The 16,525-nt window shown below is 66.8% G+C and carries 22 protein-coding genes and 1 pseudogene; 1 reads left to right on the top strand and 22 read right to left on the bottom strand.

What is annotated here, in order from left to right; all coding sequences use genetic code 11:
• Positions 1-2 precede the first annotated feature (2 nt).
• Entirely contained in the window at positions 3-1,208 is a 1,206-nt protein-coding gene (locus tag JMF86_RS01840) for a Do family serine endopeptidase (RefSeq protein WP_006477112.1), read from the top strand.
• A gap of 205 nt (positions 1,209-1,413) precedes the next feature.
• Here JMF86_RS01840 and tatC read toward each other — a convergent pair whose 3' ends face one another.
• From tatC to JMF86_RS01730, 22 genes and pseudogenes are all read right to left on the bottom strand, one after another.
• Positions 1,414-2,202 (bottom strand): twin-arginine translocase subunit TatC, encoded by a 789-nt coding sequence (tatC, locus tag JMF86_RS01835; protein WP_006477113.1) that lies wholly within the window; start codon positions 2,200-2,202, stop codon positions 1,414-1,416.
• Positions 2,203-2,243: 41 nt separating this feature from the next.
• Positions 2,244-2,783: a Sec-independent protein translocase protein TatB gene (gene tatB, locus JMF86_RS01830; protein ID WP_175809241.1), complete on the bottom strand. Its 540-nt coding sequence runs from the start codon at positions 2,781-2,783 to the stop codon at positions 2,244-2,246.
• Between the two features lie 26 nt (positions 2,784-2,809).
• Positions 2,810-3,040, bottom strand: a complete 231-nt coding sequence (gene tatA / locus JMF86_RS01825; RefSeq protein WP_006477115.1) for a Sec-independent protein translocase subunit TatA — start codon at positions 3,038-3,040, stop codon at positions 2,810-2,812.
• A 93-nt stretch (positions 3,041-3,133) separates the two neighbouring features.
• The gene (locus JMF86_RS01820) at positions 3,134-3,499 is read right to left on the bottom strand and encodes a histidine triad nucleotide-binding protein (protein ID WP_011546602.1); all 366 of its coding nucleotides are present in this window, start codon (positions 3,497-3,499) and stop codon (positions 3,134-3,136) included.
• Positions 3,500-3,530: 31 nt separating this feature from the next.
• Positions 3,531-3,923, bottom strand: a complete 393-nt coding sequence (locus JMF86_RS01815; protein ID WP_006477118.1) for a hypothetical protein — start codon at positions 3,921-3,923, stop codon at positions 3,531-3,533.
• 70 nt (positions 3,924-3,993) lie between these two features.
• Entirely contained in the window at positions 3,994-4,359 is a 366-nt protein-coding gene (locus JMF86_RS01810) for a phosphoribosyl-ATP diphosphatase (protein ID WP_011546603.1), read from the bottom strand.
• Positions 4,356-4,772, bottom strand: a complete 417-nt coding sequence (gene hisI / locus JMF86_RS01805; RefSeq protein ID WP_011546604.1) for a phosphoribosyl-AMP cyclohydrolase — start codon at positions 4,770-4,772, stop codon at positions 4,356-4,358. The genes JMF86_RS01810 and hisI overlap by 4 nt, the downstream gene beginning before the upstream one ends.
• The gene (gene hisF / locus JMF86_RS01800) at positions 4,772-5,545 is read right to left on the bottom strand and encodes an imidazole glycerol phosphate synthase subunit HisF (RefSeq protein ID WP_006751800.1); all 774 of its coding nucleotides are present in this window, start codon (positions 5,543-5,545) and stop codon (positions 4,772-4,774) included. The genes hisI and hisF overlap by 1 nt, the downstream gene beginning before the upstream one ends.
• A gap of 106 nt (positions 5,546-5,651) precedes the next feature.
• Complete coding sequence (gene hisA, locus JMF86_RS01795; protein ID WP_006477123.1) at positions 5,652-6,407, bottom strand: 1-(5-phosphoribosyl)-5-[(5-phosphoribosylamino)methylideneamino]imidazole-4-carboxamide isomerase; 756 nt, start codon at positions 6,405-6,407, stop codon at positions 5,652-5,654.
• Positions 6,408-6,570: 163 nt separating this feature from the next.
• Positions 6,571-7,212 (bottom strand): imidazole glycerol phosphate synthase subunit HisH, encoded by a 642-nt coding sequence (gene hisH / locus JMF86_RS01790; protein ID WP_011546605.1) that lies wholly within the window; start codon positions 7,210-7,212, stop codon positions 6,571-6,573.
• On the bottom strand, positions 7,209-7,829 hold the full coding sequence (locus tag JMF86_RS01785) for a YchE family NAAT transporter (RefSeq protein ID WP_175809239.1): 621 nt from the start codon (positions 7,827-7,829) through the stop codon (positions 7,209-7,211). The genes hisH and JMF86_RS01785 overlap by 4 nt, the downstream gene beginning before the upstream one ends.
• Before the next feature lie 60 nt (positions 7,830-7,889).
• Positions 7,890-8,477, bottom strand: a complete 588-nt coding sequence (gene hisB / locus JMF86_RS01780; RefSeq protein ID WP_011546606.1) for an imidazoleglycerol-phosphate dehydratase HisB — start codon at positions 8,475-8,477, stop codon at positions 7,890-7,892.
• Positions 8,478-8,542: 65 nt separating this feature from the next.
• Positions 8,543-9,616 (bottom strand): histidinol-phosphate transaminase, encoded by a 1,074-nt coding sequence (gene hisC, locus JMF86_RS01775; RefSeq protein WP_011546607.1) that lies wholly within the window; start codon positions 9,614-9,616, stop codon positions 8,543-8,545.
• Positions 9,617-9,759: 143 nt separating this feature from the next.
• Positions 9,760-11,076: a histidinol dehydrogenase gene (gene hisD, locus JMF86_RS01770; RefSeq protein ID WP_054928299.1), complete on the bottom strand. Its 1,317-nt coding sequence runs from the start codon at positions 11,074-11,076 to the stop codon at positions 9,760-9,762.
• Between the two features lie 24 nt (positions 11,077-11,100).
• Positions 11,101-11,754, bottom strand: coding sequence for an ATP phosphoribosyltransferase (hisG, locus tag JMF86_RS01765; RefSeq protein ID WP_006477129.1), 654 nt, complete (start codon positions 11,752-11,754; stop codon positions 11,101-11,103).
• Complete coding sequence (gene murA, locus JMF86_RS01760) at positions 11,751-13,100, bottom strand: UDP-N-acetylglucosamine 1-carboxyvinyltransferase (protein ID WP_006477130.1); 1,350 nt, start codon at positions 13,098-13,100, stop codon at positions 11,751-11,753. The genes hisG and murA overlap by 4 nt, the downstream gene beginning before the upstream one ends.
• 14 nt (positions 13,101-13,114) lie before the next feature.
• On the bottom strand, positions 13,115-13,354 hold the full coding sequence (locus tag JMF86_RS01755; RefSeq protein ID WP_006477131.1) for a BolA family protein: 240 nt from the start codon (positions 13,352-13,354) through the stop codon (positions 13,115-13,117).
• Positions 13,355-13,409: 55 nt separating this feature from the next.
• Positions 13,410-14,231 carry an ABC transporter permease gene (locus tag JMF86_RS01750; RefSeq protein WP_011546608.1) on the bottom strand — a complete coding sequence of 274 codons (822 nt, stop codon included), beginning with the start codon at positions 14,229-14,231 and terminating at the stop codon, positions 13,410-13,412.
• Positions 14,228-15,154, bottom strand: a complete 927-nt coding sequence (locus tag JMF86_RS01745) for an ABC transporter ATP-binding protein (protein ID WP_011694114.1) — start codon at positions 15,152-15,154, stop codon at positions 14,228-14,230. The genes JMF86_RS01750 and JMF86_RS01745 overlap by 4 nt, the downstream gene beginning before the upstream one ends.
• A gap of 192 nt (positions 15,155-15,346) precedes the next feature.
• Entirely contained in the window at positions 15,347-15,622 is a 276-nt protein-coding gene (locus JMF86_RS01740) for a lipid asymmetry maintenance protein MlaB (RefSeq protein WP_011546610.1), read from the bottom strand.
• Complete coding sequence (locus JMF86_RS01735) at positions 15,619-16,248, bottom strand: phospholipid-binding protein MlaC (RefSeq protein ID WP_027809257.1); 630 nt, start codon at positions 16,246-16,248, stop codon at positions 15,619-15,621. The genes JMF86_RS01740 and JMF86_RS01735 overlap by 4 nt, the downstream gene beginning before the upstream one ends.
• 111 nt (positions 16,249-16,359) lie before the next feature.
• A pseudogene (locus JMF86_RS01730) lies at positions 16,360-16,525 on the bottom strand (VacJ family lipoprotein); the annotation flags it as partial.

The raw sequence follows: 16,525 nt of genomic DNA, 5'->3' as shown, positions 1-16,525 counted from the left end.
AGATGCTTAGACGCTTCTGGCTGTTCTTCGCGCAGGCGGTGACCGTACTGCTCGCGCTGATGTTCATCGTCGTGACGCTCAAGCCGCAATGGCTGCAACGGCAAGGACAGCTCGGCAAGCAGCTCGCCACGCCGATCGTCGCGCTGCGGGAAGTCGCGCCGGGCATCGGCGGCGCACCGGCGACCACGTCGTACGCCGAAGCCGCGCAGAAGGCGATGCCGGCCGTCGTCAACGTGTTCTCCAGCAAGGACGGCTCGCTGCCGCCCGACCCGCGCGCGAAAGATCCGCTGTTCCGTTACTTCTTCGGCGACCGCAACGCCCGCAAGCAGCAGGACGAGCCGGCCGCCAACCTCGGCTCGGGCGTTATCGTGAGCCCTGAAGGTTACATTCTAACGAACCAGCACGTCGTGGACGGCGCCGACCAGATCGAAGTCGCGCTCGCCGACGGCCGCACGGCCACCGCGAAAGTGATCGGCAGCGATCCCGAAACCGATCTCGCGGTGCTGAAGATCAACATGACGAACCTGCCGACGATCACGCTCGGCCGCTCCGACCAGTCGCGCGTCGGCGACGTCGTGCTCGCGATCGGCAATCCGTTTGGCGTCGGCCAGACGGTCACGATGGGGATCATCAGCGCGCTCGGCCGCAACCACCTCGGCATCAACACGTTCGAGAACTTCATCCAGACCGATGCGCCGATCAACCCCGGCAACTCCGGCGGCGCGCTGGTCGACGTGAACGGCAACCTGCTCGGCATCAACACGGCGATCTACTCGCGCTCGGGCGGCTCGCTCGGCATCGGTTTCGCGATTCCCGTCTCGACCGCTCGCACGGTGCTCGAGAGCATCATCACGACGGGCTCGGTCACGCGCGGCTGGATCGGCGTCGAGCCGCAGGACGTCACGCCGGAAATCGCCGAGTCGTTCGGGCTGCAGCAGAAATCGGGCGCGATCGTCGCGGGCGTGCTGCAGGGCGGTCCGGCCGACAAGGCCGGCATCAAGCCGGGCGACATCCTGGTGAGCGTGAACGGCGACGAAATCACCGACACGACGAAGCTGCTGAACACCGTCGCGCAGATCAAGCCGGGCACGCCGACCAAGGTGCACGTCGTACGCAAGGGCAAGCAGTTCGACGTGAACGTCGTGATCGGCAAGCGCCCGCCGCCGCCGAAGCAGGCGCTCGACGAGCAGGACAACGATAGCGAATGAGGGTCGGCGGCCGGTGCGCCGCCTGCCGGTCGCGATGCGAGGCAACGCGACGCGGAAATGAAAAAGGGCAGCCATCGGCTGCCCTTTTGCTTTGCGTCTGACGATTCGTCGTTGGCGGGAAGGTAGTTTTCTCACGCACCGGCTGATGGACCAAACCGGGCCACTGCAGCCGGGGGGCCGGAAAGCCGCCCGGCGCCGCGTGCCGTCAGCCCGCGGCTTCGCCGTTCCCCGCCTCGCCTTCTTCGACCGGCTTCTTCGGCACGAAGAACCGCGCGGCCAGCAGCCCGATCTCGAACAGCACGACGAGCGGCAGCGCCAGCATCAGTTGCGAGAACACGTCCGGCGGCGTGACGACCGCCGCGACCACGAATGCGCCGACGATCACGTACGGCCGCATCTCCTTCAGCTTCTTCAGGGACAGCACGCCCATCCGGACGAGCAGCACGACGACGATCGGCACCTCGAACGTGACCCCGAACGCGATGAACATCCCCAGCACGAAGCTCAGGTAGTTGTCGATGTCGGTCGTCATCTCGGCCCCGAGCGGCGCGTTGTAGTGCGCCATCACGCGGAAGATCGTCGGGAACACGAGGAAATACGCGAACGCCATCCCGCACAGGAACAGGAAATAGCTGCTGCCGACGAGCGGCGCGACGAGCTTCTTCTCGTGCTGATACAGCCCCGGCGCGACGAACGCCCAGATCTGGTACAGCACGATCGGCAGCGCGATCACAAGCGCGACGAGCATCGTCACCTTCATCGGCACGAAGAACGAGCCGGTGACGTCGGTGACGATCATCTTGCCGTCTTTCGGCAGGTTGTCCATCAGCGGCCGCGCGAGCAGCTTGAAGATGTCCGGCGCCCAGTAGACGAGCCCGAGGAACACGACGATCACGGCCAGCCCCGCGCGAATGATGCGATCGCGAAGCTCGACGAGATGGGAAATGAAGGTTTCTTCCGGGGCGTCGCCCGGGTTCTGCTGGGGGTCGCTCACACCGGCCCTCGGTAGGATTGACGAGCGAGCATGCGCTCGACTCAGAAGAAGCGCGTCGGCCGGCGCAGGCTGGCCGGCTGATGGCGCGCGACACGTGCGGCGCCCGACTGCACGTGCGTGCGGCGGGTGGTCGCGTGCTTGTACCAGACAGGCGTCGCCGCCTGCTTGATGCGCCAGTTGCGACGCTTCGGCGCCAGCGCGGCCGAACTGCCGCGCCACGACGGCGCCGCGGGCGTATCGGAACCCGGGGAACCGACGGAACCGGCGTCGCCGGCAGCTCCGTCAAGACCGCCGACCGCGGAATGCCACGTGTCGTTCAGTTCCTTCTCGTGCTCGCGCAGGTTGTCGTGAATCGTCGTCTCGACATTGCGCGCGGCCGATTCGAAATCGGTCTTCATCGTCCGCAGCGCGTCGAGTTCGATTTCGCGCGAGACCTCCGCCTTCACGTCGTTGATGTACCGCTGCGCGCGGCCGAACAGCGCGCCTGCCGTGCGCGCGACGCGCGGCAGGCGCTCGGGGCCGAGCACCACGAGCGCGACGACGCCGATCAGCGCCATCTTCGAAAGACCGAGATCCAGCATCGCGAATGCCTGTCAGCGTGCCGGCGTTACGCCTTGTTCGAATCGGAACGCGTCGTTTCCTTCGCGTTGACGTCGACCGCGCCCGAACGCGGCAGTTGCTGCGCATCCGCCGGCGTTTCGCCTTCCTTCATGCCGTCCTTGAAACCCTTCACGGCGCTGCCGAGGTCGTTGCCGATGTTGCGCAGCTTCTTCGTACCAAAAACCAGCGCGACGATCAGCAGCACGATCAGCCAGTGCCAAATGCTCAATCCACCCATGATGAAACCTCTCCTCAACCACGCCGCGGGGCGGCGTAAATCGCCGGCGACGCGCCGGCTTCGACTATCGATGCGGGGAAACGCCCCGCTGCGTCAACCCATCCGCTGCCACGGGCGCGGGCCGGCCAGGATATGCGCGTGCAGGTGGTAGACCTCCTGCCCGCCGCCCGGGCCCGTGTTGATCACCGTGCGAAAACCGGTTTCGCCGCCCGTATACGCGACGCCGAGCTGATCGGCCAGACGTGCGACGAGCAGCATCAGCCGGCCGAGCATCGGCGCATCGGCCTCGCTCGCCGCCGACAGCGTCGGCAGGTGCCGGCGCGGAATCACGAGCACGTGCGTGTCGGCCGCCGGGCGGATGTCGCGGAACGCGACGAATTCGTCGTCCTCGTGCACCTTCGTGCTCGGGATCTCGCCTGCAGCGATCTTGCAGAACAGGCAATTCGGATCGTGACTCATGTTGCTCCTGCGAAACGCCCGCGCGCGCCGGTCAGAACCACGCCTGCGGATCGAGCGTCTTGTTGTCGTTCAGGTACAGCCAACCCTTGATGATACGGTACAGCGTCCAAATCCACGTGACAAACATAACGACGAACCCGATCGCGACGAACATCAGCGCGAACCCGATCACATAAGCGATCAGCGCGCGCCAGAACGTGCGGATCTGCCACTCGAAGTGATCGGCGTACGGCGTGCCGGCCACGTCGCCGCGCTTCACGTAGTTGATGATGATCGCGATGATGCCGGTGACGCCGCCCGTCAGCCAGTGAATCGCATAGAGGCCGTACAGCACGTGGGTCAGCGTGCGCAGCCCGTTCAGGCGTTCGGCCTCCGCTGCCCCCGACACCGCCGGCGTCGGGAACTGGTTCGACGTATCGTTCATGATGCTACCCCCGTTAGATGACAATTCTTACAGCTTACCCCACTGTTGCCACCGCGGCGGGGTCTGCGTGTCACCCGCCGTTTTCCTCGCGCTCGCGGCGCTTGCGCAGCGCTTTTTCCTCGATGCCCGACAAGCCTTCGCGACGCTCGAGCTCGGCGATCACGTCGGCCGGGCTCAGGTCGAAATGCGACAGCATCACGAGGCAGTGGAACCACAGGTCGGCCACCTCGCCGACCAGCGCGCTCGGCGCGCCGCCCTGGCGCACGTCCTTCGCGGCCAGCACGACTTCCGTCGCCTCTTCGCCGATCTTCTTCAGCACCGCGTCGTCGCCCTTGTGGAACAGGCGCGATACGTACGATTGATCGGGATCGCCGCCCTTGCGGCTGTCGATCACGGCCGCGAGGCGCAGCAGCGTGTCTTCGGTCGATTGCGTCATTTGTAGATGTGTTCGGGGTCTTTCAGCACCGGCTCGACCGCGACCCAGTCGCCGCCGTCCACCGTACCTTCGAATTTCTGGAAGAAGCACGAATGCCGGCCGGTGTGGCATGCGATGCCCGACACCTGCTCGACCTTCAGCAGCACGACGTCCTCGTCGCAATCGAGCCGCACTTCGTGCACGTGCTGCACGTGGCCCGACTCCTCGCCCTTGAACCACAGGCGCTTGCGCGAACGCGAATAGTAGACCGCGCGCTGCGTCTCGATCGTCTTCGCGAGCGCCTCGCGGTTCATCCACGCGAACATCAGCACGTCGTTCGTCGACGCTTCCTGCGCGATCACCGGCACGAGGCCGTTGTCGTCCCAGCGGACCTTGTCGAGCCACGCGGGCAGGGATTTCGTTTCGGTATTCATCACAGTCTCACCGGGATGCCCTGGTCGGACATGAAGCGCTTCGCCTCGCCGACCGTGTGCTCGCCGTAGTGGAAGATGCTGGCGGCCAGCACCGCGTCGGCGCGGCCGTCCTTGATGCCGTCGGCCAGATGCTGCAGCGAACCGACGCCGCCCGACGCAATCACCGGCACCGGCACAGCGTCCGACACGCCGCGCGTGAGCGCGAGGTCGAAGCCCGACTTCGTGCCGTCGCGGTCCATGCTCGTGAGCAGGATCTCGCCGGCGCCGAGCTCGGCCATCTTGCGCGCCCACTCGATCGCGTCGAGGCCCGTGTTCTTGCGGCCGCCGTGCGTGAACACTTCCCAGCGCGGCGTCTCGCCGTCGGCCGACACGCGCTTCGCGTCGATCGCGACGACGATGCACTGCGAGCCGTACTTGTCGGCCGCGTCGCGCACGAGCTGCGGGTTCGCGACCGCCGACGAATTCATGCTGACCTTGTCCGCGCCCGCGTTCAGCAGGCGCCGCACGTCCTCGACGGCGCGCACGCCGCCGCCGACGGTCAGCGGAATGAACACCTGCGACGCGACGGCTTCGATGATCGGCAGGATCAGGTCGCGCTGGTCGGACGTCGCGGTGATGTCGAGGAAGGTTAGTTCGTCGGCACCCTGGTCGTCGTAGCGGCGGGCGATTTCGACGGGGTCGCCGGCATCGCGCAGCTCGACGAAATTGACGCCCTTGACGACACGCCCGGCGGTCACGTCCAGGCAGGGGATGATGCGTTTAGCTAGAGCCATGATGTTGCGCCAAATGCCGCGCTGGGACGGCCGGTTGCGGAAGCCTCGCGCGAGGCTTCCGGTCGGGGCCGCCTGCGGGCAGCCCCGGCGAACGGGACGACCGCGGTTACGCGTTGTCGAGTTCGCCGTTCAGTTCGTCCGCGCGCTTCTGCGCGGCCGCGAAATCGAGATCGCCGGAGTAGATCGCACGGCCGCAGATCACGCCTTCGACGCCGTGCTCTTCCACTTCGCACAGGCTCTCGATGTCCGTGAGGTTCGACAGGCCGCCGCTGGCGATCACCGGGATGCCGACCGCCTGCGCGAGCTTCACGGTCGCGTCGATGTTGATGCCCTGCAGCATCCCGTCGCGGCCGATATCGGTGTAGACGATCGATTCGACGCCGTAGTCCTCGAACTTCTTCGCGAGATCGATCACCTCGTGGCCGGTCAGCTTGCTCCAGCCGTCGGTCGCGACCTTGCCGTCCTTCGCGTCCAGCCCGACGATGATGCTGCCGGAAAACGCGGTGCACGCGTCCTGCAGGAAGCCCGGGTTCTTCACGGCGGCGGTGCCGATGATCACGTAGGACAGGCCGGCGTCGAGATACTTCTCGATCGTCTCGAGGCTGCGGATGCCGCCGCCGAGCTGGACGGGAATTTCGTCGCCGACTTCGTCGAGGATCGCTTCGATCGCCTCGAGATTCTTCGGCTTGCCGGCGAATGCGCCGTTCAGGTCGACGAGATGGAGCCGCCGGGCGCCGAGATCGACCCACTTGCGGGCCATCGCCGCCGGGTCCTCGGAAAAAATCGTGGCCTGGTCCATATCGCCCTGTTTGAGGCGCACACACTGACCGTCTTTGAGGTCGATGGCCGGAATCAGCAACATAGCAATCGGGTGTCGTCGTGGAAAAAGAAAAGAATCCGGCGCGTACCGGCCAAACCGGTGCCGCGCCGTCTCGCTAGTTTAGTACAACTCTTTCGGCGCTTAAGCGTGAGAGCCCCGCACGACAGGCGCTTGCGCGCCGTCGACTGTGGCTCCCGCACCACGTTTACGGTTTCCAGTGTACGAAGTTGCGATACAGACGCAACCCGACCTCCGCGCTTTTCTCGGGGTGGAATTGGGTCGCGAAGAGATTGTCCCGCGCGACCGCGGACGTAAACGGCGCGCCGTAGGCCGTTTCGCCGACCGTATGCGCCGGGTTGTCCGGGCTCACGTAATAGCTGTGCACGAAGTAGAAATACGCGTCATCGGGCACGCCGTCCCACAGCGGGTGCGGCTGCGCCTGGCGCACGCGGTTCCAGCCCATCTGCGGCACCTTGAAGCGCGAGCCGTCGTCCTGCACGCGGCCGTCGAGTTCGAAGCGCACGACCTTGCCCGGCAACAGGCCGAGGCCCTTCGTGTCGCCTTCCGCACTCCAGTCGAACAGCATCTGCTCGCCGACGCACACGCCGAGCAGCGGCTTCGTGCGCGACGCCTCGATCACGGCCTCCTGCAGGCCCGATTCGCCGAGACAGCGCATGCAGTCGGGCATCGCGCCCTGGCCGGGCAGCACGACGCGGTCGGCCGCGCGAATCGCGGCCGGCGTGTCGACGATCGCCACGTCGGCGGCCGGTTCGGCCTTCTTGAGCGCCTGCGCGACCGAGCGCAGGTTGCCCATCCCATAATCCACAATCGCAATCGAAGTTTTCATCTCAGTGCAGGCAGTAGCGCCCTCAGTCCATTGACGATGAATTCCACCGCCAGCGCCGACAGCATCAGACCCATCAGCCGTGTGGCGATGTTGATGCCGGTGCGGCCGATCCAGTTCGCGATCGGCTCGGCGAGCCGCATCGCGACGAAACACAGAAAAGCCAGGACCGCGCCGATCGCGACCAGCCCGGCCCGTTCATACCAGTGATGCGCGCTCGCCGCATAGATGATCACCGTGCTGATCGAGCCGGGGCCCGTGAGCAGCGGAATCGCCAGCGGCACGACCGCGATGTTGTCCTTCAGCTCGGCTTCGTGGCGTTCCTCCGGCGTCGATCGCGTGTTGCCGATCTGCGCGTTCAGCATGTTGATCGCCATCAGCAGCATGATGATCCCGCCGCCCACTTCGAGCGACCCGACCGAAATGCCGAAGAAGTTGATGATCTGCTGCCCGAGCAGCGCGGTCACCGTCATCACGCAGAACACCGACACCGATGCGATCCGGATCGTGCGCCGCCGCTCGTCGTCCGTCTGCTGCGCCGTCAGGCTCAGGAAAAACGGCACCGCGCCGACCGGGTTGATCAGCGCGAGCAGCGAAATGAACGATTTGAGCAGATCCATCGCACGCCGGCGCGCCGCGCCGAAGCCGTGAGGTCGTCCTTGGCGTCGTCCGTTCGGAAGTTAGAGGCTGCCTTTCGTCGACGGAATCTGCCCCGCCGCCCGCTCGTCGAGCTCCACCGCCGCGCGCAGCGCCCGGCCGAAGGCCTTGAACACCGTCTCGAGCTGATGGTGCGCGTTGATTCCGCGCAGGTTGTCGATGTGCAGCGTGACGCCCGCGTGGTTCACGAACCCGCGGAAGAATTCGATCGACAGGTCGACGTCGAACGTGCCGATCCGCGCGCGCGTGAACGGCACGTGGAATTCGAGGCCCGGCCGGCCGGAGAAATCGATCACGACGCGCGACAGCGCCTCGTCGAGCGGCACGTACGAATGGCCGTAGCGGCGGATGCCCTTGCGGTCGCCGATCGCCTTCGCGACGGCCTGACCGAGCGTGATGCCGACATCCTCGACCGTGTGGTGATCGTCGATATGCGTGTCGCCATGCGCTTCGACCTCGAGATCGACCAGACCGTGTCGCGCGATCTGGTCGAGCATATGGTCGAGAAACGGCACGCCGGTGGCCAGCTTCTGCCGGCCGGTGCCGTCGAGATCGAGCTTCACACGGATCTGCGTTTCGCTGGTATTGCGAACGACTTCCGCCACACGCATGGCAATTCCTTGATTGAGTCTGATGTAAATGGGGATTGATCGTCGCGCGCCGCCGCGCCCTGGGCTCAACCGGGCAGCGCGAGTTTCAAGGCGGCCAGCAGGCGGGCGTTTTCGTCGGGAGAACCGACGGTCAGCCGCACGCATTCGGCCAGTAATGGATGCATTTTACTCACGTTTTTGACCAGCACCCGCTCGGTGAGCAGCGCGTCGAACACGGCTGCCGCGTCCGGCACGCGCACCAGCAGGAAATTGCCGGCGCTCGGGAACACCGTCGCGCCCGGCAGCGCGGCCACCGCCTGCGCGAGGCGGGTGCGTTCCGCGCGCAATTCGGCCGCCTGCGCGTCGAGCACGTCGAGGTGATCGAGCAGGAAATCGGCGGTCGCCTGGGTCAGCACGTTGATGTTGTACGGCGGGCGCACCTTGTCGAATTCGTTCAGCCACGCCGGCAAGCCGACGAGGTAGCCGAGGCGGATGCCCGCGAGGCCGAGCTTCGACACCGTGCGCATCACGACGACGTTGTCGAACTCGGCGGCGCGCGGCAGCCACGAACGCTCGGCGAACGGCTGGTACGCCTCGTCGATCACGATCAGGCTGTGCCGCGCGGCCGCGACGATCCGCTCGACGTCGGCATCGTCGTACAGCGTGCCGGTCGGGTTGTTCGGGTACGCGAGATAGACGATCGCCGGCCGGTGCTCGGCGATCGCCGCGAGCATCGCGTCGACGTCGAGCGTCAGGTCCGCCTTCAGCGGCACGCCGACGAATTCGAGCTGCGCGAACTTCGCCGAGAGTTCGTACATCACGAAGCCCGGCACCGGTGCGAGCACCTTCGCGCCCGGCTGCGCGCACGCGACCGAGATCATGCTGATGATTTCGTCGGAACCGTTGCCGAGCAGCACGTCGCAGCCGGCCGGCACGCGCATCGCGTGGCGCAGCTTGTCGAGCAGCGCGGCCGGGCGCGGCGCCGGGTAGCGGTTCAGCGCGACCTGCGCGAGCCGCTCGCCGAGCGCCGCGGCGAGCGGCGCCGGCAGCGGGTACGGGTTCTCCATCGCGTCGAGCTTCACGAACCCGCTCGCGTCCGGCACCGGATAGCTGGTCATCGCGAGCACGTCGCGGCGGATGATGTCTTGTGGCGTCGTCATGGTCTCAAGCCGGCGTGCGTCGCGCCGGCGTCAAATGGGTCGGCAAGGCGGCGGCTGCCGCCCTGCGCTCGTCTCCTGCCCCGCTCCGGGTGCCGCCGGTGCCGGCGCCTCGGCGCCCGCCCGGCCCCGCGCACGATGCGCGGTCAGCCCTTCATCCGGAACTCGGCGCTCCTCGCGTGCGCCTGCAGCCCTTCGCCGTAGGCGAGCTCGGATGCGATCTCGCCGAGCGTCTGCGCGCCTTCCGCGCTGACCTCGATCAGGCTCGAGCGCTTGATGAAGTCGTACACGCCGAGCGGCGACGAGAAACGCGCGGTGCGCGACGTCGGCAGCACGTGGTTCGGGCCCGCGCAGTAGTCGCCGAGGCTCTCGCTCGTATAGCGGCCGAGGAAGATCGCGCCCGCGTGGCGGATCTGCTGGCCCCATTGCTGCGGCTCCAGCGCCGAGATTTCGAGGTGTTCCGGCGCGATGTCGTTCGCGATCCGGCATGCCTCGGCCATGTCGCACACCTTGATCAGCGCGCCGCGGCCTTCGAGCGACGCGCGGATCACGTCCTGGCGCGGCATCGTCGGCAGCAGCTCGCCGATCGCCTTCTCGACGCGATCGAGGAATGCAGCGTCCGGGCACAGCAGGATCGACTGCGCGAGTTCGTCGTGCTCGGCCTGCGAGAACAGGTCCATCGCGACCCAGTTCGGATCGGTCGTCCCGTCGCACAGCACGAGGATTTCCGACGGCCCGGCGATCATGTCGATGCCGACCGTGCCGAACACGCGGCGCTTCGCCGACGCGACGTACGCGTTGCCGGGGCCGCAGATCTTGTCGACGGCCGGCACCGTCTCGGTGCCGTACGCGAGCGCGCCGACCGCCTGCGCGCCGCCGATCGTGAACACGCGATCGACGCCGCCGAGCAGCGCCGCCGCCAGCACGAGGTCGTTCTTCACGCCGTCCGGGGTCGGCACGACCATCACGATCTCGCCGACGCCCGCGACGCGCGCCGGAATCGCGTTCATCAGCACCGACGACGGATACGCGGCCTTGCCGCCCGGCACGTACAGGCCGACGCGGTCAAGCGGCGTGACCTTCTGGCCGAGCACCGTGCCGTCGCTTTCCGTGTACTGCCAGCTATGCGTGCCGCATTCGATCTTCTGCTTCTCGTGGTACGCGCGCACCCGCGCCGCGGCCGCTTCCAGCGCCGCGCGCGCCTTCGGCGCGAGGCCGTCGAGCGCCGTCTGCAGCGCGTCCTGCGGCAGTTCGAGCGCGGCGACGCTGTTCGCGCTCAGCCGGTCGAAACGGTTCGTGTACTCGAGCACCGCGGCGTCGCCGCGCGACTTCACGTCGGCGAGGATCTTCGCGACCGATTGCTCGATCGCTTCGTCTTCGCTCGCCTCGAACGCGAGCACGGCGCGCAGCGCGGCGCCGAAGCCTTCGTTCGTCGAATCGAGCTTGCGGATGGTGATGGACATGGGAGTTCCGTTACGGTGATGCGCTCAACCGCCATTCTGCGACGCGCGTTCGAACGCGTCGAGGATCGGCTTGAGCGCCGCGCGCTTCAGTTTCAGCGCGGCCTGGTTCACGACGAGGCGCGACGAGATCGCCATGATCTCCTCGACCTCGACCAGATTGTTCGCCTTCAGCGTGCCGCCCGAGCTGACGAGGTCGACGATCGCGTCGGCCAGCCCGACCAGCGGCGCGAGCTCCATCGAGCCGTACAGCTTGATCAGGTCGACGTGCACGCCCTTCGCGGCAAAGTGTTCGCGCGCCGTTTCGACGTATTTCGTCGCGACCCGCAGGCGCGCGCCCTGGCGCACCGCATTCGCGTAGTCGAAGCCGGCCGGCACGGCCACCGACATCCGGCAGCGCGCAATGTTCAGATCGATCGGCTGGTACAGGCCCGAGCCGCCGTGCTCGACCAGCACGTCCTTGCCGGCCACGCCGAAATCGGCCGCGCCGTATTCCACGTAGGTCGGCACGTCGCTCGCGCGCACGATGATCACGCGCAGGTTCGGATCGGTGGTCGGCAGGATCAGCTTGCGCGACGTTTCCGGGTCCTCGGCCACCTGCACGCCGGCGGCTGCCAACAGCGGCAGGGTTTCCTCGAAAATCCGGCCCTTCGACAGGGCGAGGGTCAGCGGCGCGGTCATGCTTGGCTCCCGGAAAGGCGGCGCACGTTCGCGCCGACGGCGGTCAGTTTGGCTTCCATGCGGTCGTAGCCGCGGTCCAGGTGATAGATGCGGTCGACGAGCGTTTCGCCGTCGGCGCGCAGACCGGCGATCACGAGGCTCGCCGACGCACGCAGGTCGGTCGCCATCACGTTCGCGCCGGACAGCTTGTCGACGCCGGTTACGAGCGCCGTGTTGCCGTCGATCGTGATGTTCGCGCCGAGCCGGTTCAGCTCCTGCACGTGCATGAAGCGGTTCTCGAAAATGGTTTCGACGACCTGCGCGGTGCCCGTCGCGACCGTATTGAGGGCCATGAACTGCGCCTGCATGTCGGTCGGGAACGCCGGATATTCCGACGTGCGGATCGTCACCGCCGACGGGCGGCGGTCCATCTTCACGCGCAGCCAGCTGTCGCCTTCCTCGATCGACACGCCGGCTTCGCGCAGCTTGTCGATCACCGCGTCGAGGATGTGCGGGCGCACGCCCGTCAGCATCACGTCGCCGCCGGCCGCCGCGACCGCGCACAGGAACGTGCCGGCCTCGATACGGTCGGGGATCACCGAATGACGCGCGCCGTGCAGCCGCTCGACGCCCTGGATCACGAGGCGATCGGTGCCGATGCCATCGATTTTCGCGCCCATCGCGACCAGCAAGTGTGCGAGATCGCTCACTTCCGGCTCGCGCGCGGCGTTTTCGATCACCGTCTCGCCGTCGGCGAGCGTCGCGGCCATCAGCAGGTTTTCGGTCCCCGTCACCGTGATCATGTCGGTCACGATGCGCGCGCCTTTCAGGCGCTTCGCGCGCGCTTCGATGAAGCCGTGCTCGATGCTGATCTCCGCGCCCATCGCCTGCAGGCCCTTGATGTGCTGGTCGACCGGTCGCGCGCCGATCGCGCAGCCGCCCGGCAGCGACACCTTCGCCTCGCCGAAGCGCGCGAGCAGCGGCCCGAGCACGAGGATCGACGCGCGCATCGTCTTCACGAGCTCGTACGGCGCGACGAGGTTGTCGACGCGCGACGCGTCGAGCTGCACGCGGCAGCCGTCGGTCTCGCTCTTCACCCCCATCTGGTTCAGCACCTTCAGCGTCGTGCGCACGTCCTTCAGGTTCGGCACGTTGTCGAGATCGACCGGATCGGCGGTGAGCAGCCCCGCGCACAGGATCGGCAGCGCGGCGTTCTTCGCGCCCGACACGACGATCTCGCCCGACAGGCGGTTACCGCCTTCGATCGCGAGCTTGTCCATCCCCTGTCCCTGCGATTCCCCGTTGGCGGCCGGGTGTGCCGTGGCGACGCTCTGGACGGCGTCGCGCTCGTTGACGGTGACTTGCACTCAGTGATTTCCGTTTATGCGTTCTGCCATTCGGCGGGCGTCAGCGTCTTCATGCTGAGCGCGTGAATTTCCTGCTTCATGCGATCGCCGAGCGCCGCATAGACGAGCTGGTGCCGCTGGATCGGCCGCTTGCCTTCGAAGGCCGCCGACACGATCGTCGCGAAGAAATGCTGGCCGTCGCCTTCGACTTCCAGATGCGTGCAGGCGAGACCGCCGGCGATGTATTGCTTGACCTGTTCGGGAGTCGGCAACATGGTGTAAGGCTCCTGTCGGCGCGCGCCGCCCCGGGGCGGCCGCGGGCTGTCGATATCAATGACGCAGTTTGTAGCCGGTCGCGAGCAGCCGCATCGCGATCAGCGCGAGCAGCACGAAGAAACCGGTGACGATCGCGAGGCTCGCGAACGGGTTGATGTCGGACGCGCCGAAGAACCCGAAACGGAAGCCGTCGATCATGTAGAAAAACGGGTTGAGACGCGACACTTCGCGCCACACGGGCGGCAGCGAATGCGTCGAATAGAACACGCCGGACAGGAACGTCAGCGGCATGATCAGGAAGTTCTGGAACGCGGCGAGCTGGTCGAACTTCTCGGCCCAGATCCCGGCGATCAGGCCGAGCGTGCCGAGGATCGCCGAGCCGAGCAGCGCGAACGCAATGATGAACAGCGGCGCCGCGAAGTGCATCGGGATAAACCAGATCGTCACGACGAACACGCCGGTGCCGACCGCGAGCCCCCGCACGACGGACGCGAGCACGTACGCGCCGAAGATGTCGCGGTACGACAGCGGCGGCAGCAGCATGAACACGAGGTTGCCGGTGATCTTCGACTGGATCAGCGACGACGAGCTGTTCGCGAACGCGTTCTGCAGCACGCTCATCATCACGAGGCCCGGCACGAGAAAGCTCACGTACTCGACGCCCGGATACACCTCGACGCGGCCCGACAGCGCGTGGCCGAAGATCGTCAGATACAGCAACGCCGTGACGATCGGCGCGAGCACCGTCTGGAACGACACCTTCCAGAAACGCAGCAGTTCCTTGTAGAACAGCGTGCGAAACCCGCTGCCCGGCACGGGCCGGGCCGTCCCCTCGGACGTCAGCGAACGCAGTTCGCGTGGGGAGTGTTGATTCATGCCAGACCCTCGATCACCTCGGCTCCGTTCATCACCTGGACGAACACATCCTCGAGGTCGGCCTTGCGGACCTCGATCTCGTCGAACGTGCAGCCGGCCGCGCGGCATTGCGCGAGGATGCGTTCGACCTCGTCGTAGCTCGCGAGGCGCAGCAGGTGCTCGCCCGGCGCGCGTGCGGCCGGGTCGGTCTCCAGCCCGCGCAGCTCGGCCGGCAGCGCGCCGGTCGCGAGCCGCAGGTACAGCTGCAGGCCCGCGAAGCGGCGCAGCAGCGCGTCGGTGCGATCCAGCGCGACGACTTCACCGCGGCGCAGCATCGCGATGCGGTCGCACAGCGACTCGGCTTCCTCGAGGTAATGGGTGGTCAGCACGATCGTGTGACCCTCGCGGTTCAGGCGCGAGATGAATTTCCACAGCGTCTGACGCAATTCGACGTCGACGCCGGCCGTGGGCTCGTCGAGCACGATCACGGGCGGCCGGTGCACGAGCGCCTGCGCGACCAGCACGCGGCGCTTCATCCCGCCCGACAGCGCGCGCATGTTCGCGTCGGCTTTCTCGGTGAGATCGAGATTGGCCATCACTTCATCGATCCAGTCGTCGTTGCGGCGCAGCCCGAAATAGCCGGACTGGATGCGCAGCGTCTCGCGCACGGTGAAGAACGGGTCGAAAACGAGTTCCTGCGGCACGACGCCGAGGGCGCGGCGCGCGTTGCGGAAGTCCTGGACGACGTCGTGACCGCGCACCGAGATGCTGCCTTCGTCGGCCCGGGCGAGCCCGGCGAGGATACTGATGAGCGTGGTCTTGCCTGCGCCGTTGGGGCCGAGCAGACCGAAAAACTCGCCTTCCTCGACCGACAGGCTGACGCCCTTGAGCGCCTGAAGCGACTTGTAGCGCTTCTTGACGTGACGGATTTCTATGGCTGACATGACTGTGCGCGACGCAAGGGCCGCGACGCCTATTCTGTGCTTGCTGCGAAAGAAAATGGGGGCCGGACGCCGATTGGCTGCCCCGCAAAACGCTTGATTATAGGGCAAACCGGCTGGTGGAGCCGGCGCCGACGGCGCGCGGCCTGAAGCGTGCGCGCGCCGGCTGGCGCGGCAGGCTTCGGTCGGACAGGGTCAATGTCGCCCGGTGCCTTCGATGAGTGCGTCGACGCCGTAGGCGCGCGCGAGGCTGGCGAGCTTCGGAGGGAGATTGAGGATGTCGAGGGCTGCGCCGCGCGCTTGGGCGGCACGTTGCCATGCGAGCAGCACGGCGAGCGCGGACGAGTCGAACTGCGTCAGCGCCGCGCAATCGACGGCGGTCGCGCCGGCGCCGATGCGCGCAAGACCGTCCGCGAGCGCGGACTTCGCGCTCGCGACGGTCAGCGAGGAGCCGGCTTCGAAGCCGCTCACGACGCCTGCTTGCCCGCGGCAAGTTCCTGGTTGCGCTGCGTCAGGAACTTGATCAGGCCGTCCACGCCGCTTTGCTGGATCTTCTCGTTGAACTGCTGCTGGTACGTCTGGATCAGCCATGCGCCGAGCACGTTCAGGTCATACACCTTCCAGCCGTTCGCCGTCTTGTACAGGCGGTAGTCGATCTGGACCGGCTGACCGTTGTTCAGCGCAACCGTCTTCACGACGACGTCGGTATCGGCCGGATCGGCGCGGAACGGCGGGTACTGGATCTGTTGGTCCGGCTTCAACTGCGCGAGCGCGCCCGAATACGTGCGAATCAGCAGCAGCTTGAACTGCTCCTGAACCTGCTGCTGCTGCTCGGCCGTCGCCGTGCGCCAGTTGCGGCCCATCGCGAGCTGCGTGGTGCGGCGGAAATCGGTGTACGGCAGGATGTCCTTGTTGACGATCGAGATGATGCGGTTGGTGTCGCCCTGCTTGATCGTCTGCTGCTTGACTTCGTCGAGCACCTGCTGGGTCGCCGTCTTGATCAGCGCTTGCGGGTTCGACTGGTCGACTTGCGCGTGAGCTGCGCTGCCGAACGAGAACAGCGCCGCGAAAACGGGGATCAGGAACAGTTTTTTCATCATAGTGGCCTGCATGAATGAGTCGATGCGAAGGTTGGAGCAGGTAGCTTACGCGCAAGTTCGCCTACGCTACCGACTGAATCGTTTCCGGCTGTAACGAATGTAAGTCCGTCAGTGCAGCCGGATGCTCGGGAACCGGAACCCGCCCGGCGACGGCGGCGCCACCTGCATCGCCGGCACGTTCGTTTCGCTGGCCGGGTTCGGCGCTTCGGCCGTGCCCGAGGCCGGCGCAGCCACCGCCGCGGCCGATGCGGGCGCCGGCGCCGCGCCGCCCACC

The organism is Burkholderia sp. E168m15 (genome assembly GCF_016586105.1).
Classification (GTDB): Bacteria; Pseudomonadota; Gammaproteobacteria; order Burkholderiales; family Burkholderiaceae; genus Burkholderia; species Burkholderia orbicola.
The sequence above is the reverse complement of the archived record's forward strand: the minus strand, read 5'-3'. Positions and strand labels throughout refer to the sequence as shown.